Annotated in this window: 3 protein-coding genes; 2 read left to right on the forward strand and 1 reads right to left on the reverse strand. The window is 63.9% G+C overall.

Going from position 1 to position 3,232, the window contains the following annotated elements; translation table 11 throughout:
- Positions 1-63: 63 nt before the first annotated feature.
- The gene (locus VKI00_RS03650) at positions 64-1,845 is read right to left on the reverse strand and encodes an FAD-dependent monooxygenase (RefSeq protein WP_324435467.1); all 1,782 of its coding nucleotides are present in this window, start codon (positions 1,843-1,845) and stop codon (positions 64-66) included.
- 152 nt (positions 1,846-1,997) lie between these two features.
- Here VKI00_RS03650 and VKI00_RS03655 point away from each other — a divergent pair, with 152 nt between their 5' ends.
- On the forward strand, positions 1,998-2,603 hold the full coding sequence (locus tag VKI00_RS03655) for a TetR/AcrR family transcriptional regulator (RefSeq protein WP_324435469.1): 606 nt from the start codon (positions 1,998-2,000) through the stop codon (positions 2,601-2,603).
- 68 nt (positions 2,604-2,671) lie between these two features.
- Positions 2,672-3,232: TetR/AcrR family transcriptional regulator (locus VKI00_RS03660; RefSeq protein ID WP_324435472.1), on the forward strand; the 561-nt coding region annotated here is incomplete at its 3' end.

Raw genomic sequence — 3,232 nt, forward strand, 5'->3', positions numbered from 1 at the left:
CCCTTGCGGGCGCCGTGCTCGCTGTGCAGGTCTTGGTGTGCCGTTTTGGTCATCGGTGTTACCTCAGGTGGTGGAGTCGACGAGACGGGGCGGACAACGGAACTGCTTTGCCACGCCACGGATGCGGTCGAGGATGGCGCCTGGTTGGTCGGGAACGTTGTCGCCACGCCACGCGACGTGATGGTCGGGGCGGATCAAGACAAGATCCCGCTCATAAAGCCTGCGGGCGTGATCTTCCCGGATATCGACTATCTTCAGCGGCATTCCGCGGTCGGCTGCCGCGGCAACGAACGCGTCGACGTCGAGATCGGCGAATCGCAGCAGGGTGAAGCCGAGCCCGAATAGGTCGAAGATCGCCTGGCCGTCCTCCAGGAGGAGGCTGGGCGGACGCACCCCGGGCTGGGTTCCAGGCGTGTAGGCGCGGATGTGATCGGCCGGCGCCGTGCGTGGTTCGGGGCAGACGACCGGAGAGCTGTCGTATCGGTATCCGAATTCGATTCCGTTGGCTTCGTTTTCGAGATTGCCCAGATCGAGGATCTCCCGGCCCAGGCGCCGGCGATTGCGTTCGCCGTTCCAGCCCTCGGTGTGAATGGCCTTGCGGTAGAAGGTTTTGATTGCCAAGCGCACCAGTGTGTGCCGCGCGGATGCTGTCCGGTTGCGTACTGCGACAGACCGACGCTCGGCTTCGTAGGCTTCAAGGAGGCGATGGTCGCCCCAGCCCTGCACGATCGCGGCGAGCATCCAGCCCAACCCGACGGCGTCACCGACACCGGTGTTCATGCCGTAGCCGCCGGTCGGCACGACCTGGTGCGCGGAGTCACCGGCCAACCACACCCGCCCATTCCCGTAACTGTCGGCAAGGGATAGGCGCGGGCGCCATTCGTTGGCGCAGATGATGTCGCAGTCGAACTCGATACCGAGCTTCGCGAACAGAAACTGCCTGGGGTCGATCGCGTCGACGTCGCTACCCGCTCCGAGCAGAGCGTGCAGTGTCCAGGTGTCGCGGTCGTTCTGCGAGATGAGCGTCCATCCCTCGGGTGATTGCGTGTGCCACGCAGTGCCGAACTGCTCGAATAGTTCACGGTTGGGCGAGGTGAAATGGATGAGGAAGATACGACCGTCCATCGGTCTTTCGCGATCGGTGAGATAGGCCCGGATCGCCGCCGGCAGCAGTCGGCCGAATCCGAGTTCGCGCAACGCGAGACGACGCAGATCGATGTCGTCGAGGCCGATACCCAATCCAGTGCGCACGACGCTGCCCGCTCCGTCGCAGCCGGCGAGGAATTGGGCCCGGATCGCGCGCGCCTCCCCGGTTGCCGAGCAGCGGATCACCGCGTCGACGCCGTCGGGGTCCTGCGTGAAAGTGTCCAAGCCCCAACCGAACCGGATGTCAATCTGCGGGGCGCGAGTTTCCAGAATGTTCTTGAGGGCCGGCTCGAGCAGGGCCTGTGACACCCGCATCGCGGGTTCGAGCGCCATCGTGCCGTCGTTGCACTCGCGGATGAGCGCACGCTGCTGAGCGGGGGTGGGGTACCGGAAGCGGGCCAACTCCCACCCGTCGAGGTTGGTCACCCACGACACGTCGAACGGATGATCCTCGGGGACAGCGACTTTGCGCAGCTCGTCGGCCACCCCAAGGTGGCGAAACAATTCCATGCTGCGGCCGTTGGTGATGTCCATCTTCGGGTGGGTGGTGGTCGACGGGTTGCGTTCCACCAAGATCGCGGCCACACCGTGCCGTGCCAGCGCCAAGGCGAGAGTCAGTCCGACGGGGCCACCGCCAGCAATCAGCACGGGAACCTGCTCCGGAGTCAACTCCGGCTGGCGGTGGCTCACGGTGTTCATCGATGCCCTTCCCCGGCTTGCTGGGTATTACAACTGATTGAACACTAGTGTTCAAAAAAGATCAAGTATGACTTTTCAGTTACACTACGCAGAATCGCAGAACATAGCTGCACTCTCTGTTGCGGCAGTGCACATCGACCGGAAGGCAGGGTATGACGACACCAACGGATCAGCGAATCAACGCTGCCGCGGTGCGCCTGTTCACCTCGAAGGGGACGACTCAGCTAACGGTCAGCGAGTTGGCCCAGGAGGCCAACGTCGCCCGTGGGACGCTTTACCGCAATGTCGGATCGGTCGAGGAATTGTTCGATCGCATCGTCGCGGAGTTCAGCACCGACCTGCATCGGCGAGTCGCGGCGACTTTTGCCGATATTGACGACCCGGCGGTGCGGCTCGCCACCGGCGTACGGCTGTGGGTCCGCTACGCCCACGAGAACCCGACGATGGGCCGTTTCGCCGTCAGATTCGCTCTCACCGAGGAATCGCTGCGGGCCGTGATGACCGGACCGCCCATGCAAGACATCAGTACCGGCATCGCGGCGGGCAGATACAACATCGGCACGGCCAGCATCGACAGCGTCGCCTCGCTCGCCAGCGGCGCCACTGTGAGCGCAATGTGGATGGTGCTCGAGGGCCATCAGACATGGCGCGACGCTGGAACCTCGACCGCCGAATTGCTACTACGCGCACTGGGAATCGATCCCACCGAAGCTCACGAAATCTGTATAGCCGACCTGCCAGACCTGTCCACGGCGTGAGGTGTACGGCGGCATTGTTCCCGGGCGCTTAACGCGTTGGGGGACAGGTGTCGACGTACGATCAGACAATGGCTCGGCGTAGCAGGAACGGCGGGGCGACCCCGGCGGTCGGCGACGACGAAATCGCAGAATCGAAATCCGCGCTAACCCGTGCGCGCATTCTCGACGCGGCTGCGCATGTGCTCAGTGTCAACGGATATGCCGGCCTGCGCCTGACTGACGTCGCCGCCGAGGCTGAGATCCAGGCGCCTGCAATTTATTACTACTACGCCTCGAGGGACGACCTCATCGAGGAAGTGATGTGGGCCGGAATCGCTGACATGCGTGAGCACGTCGCGGCCGCGCTGAGCGCGTTACCCGACGGAACGTCGCCCCTGGAGCGGTTGCTGGCGGCGGCGGAGGCCCATCTGCGCCACGCGCTGGAAATCTCGGACTACACCACTGCGTCCATCCGTAACGCAGGACAGGTTCCGCTGTCGATTCGCAACCGCCAAATCCTAGAGGAGGAGCGTTATGGCGAGGTGTGGCGCAAACTGATCAACGACTTGGCTCGGGAGGGCCGTCTCCGCCCGGAGCTAGACCTGTACATCGCGCAGATGCTCGTGCTGGGAGCGCTGAACTGGGCGGTG

The sequence above is a fragment of the Mycobacterium sp. genome (assembly GCF_035314665.1).
Taxonomy (GTDB): Bacteria; Actinomycetota; Actinomycetes; order Mycobacteriales; family Mycobacteriaceae; genus Mycobacterium.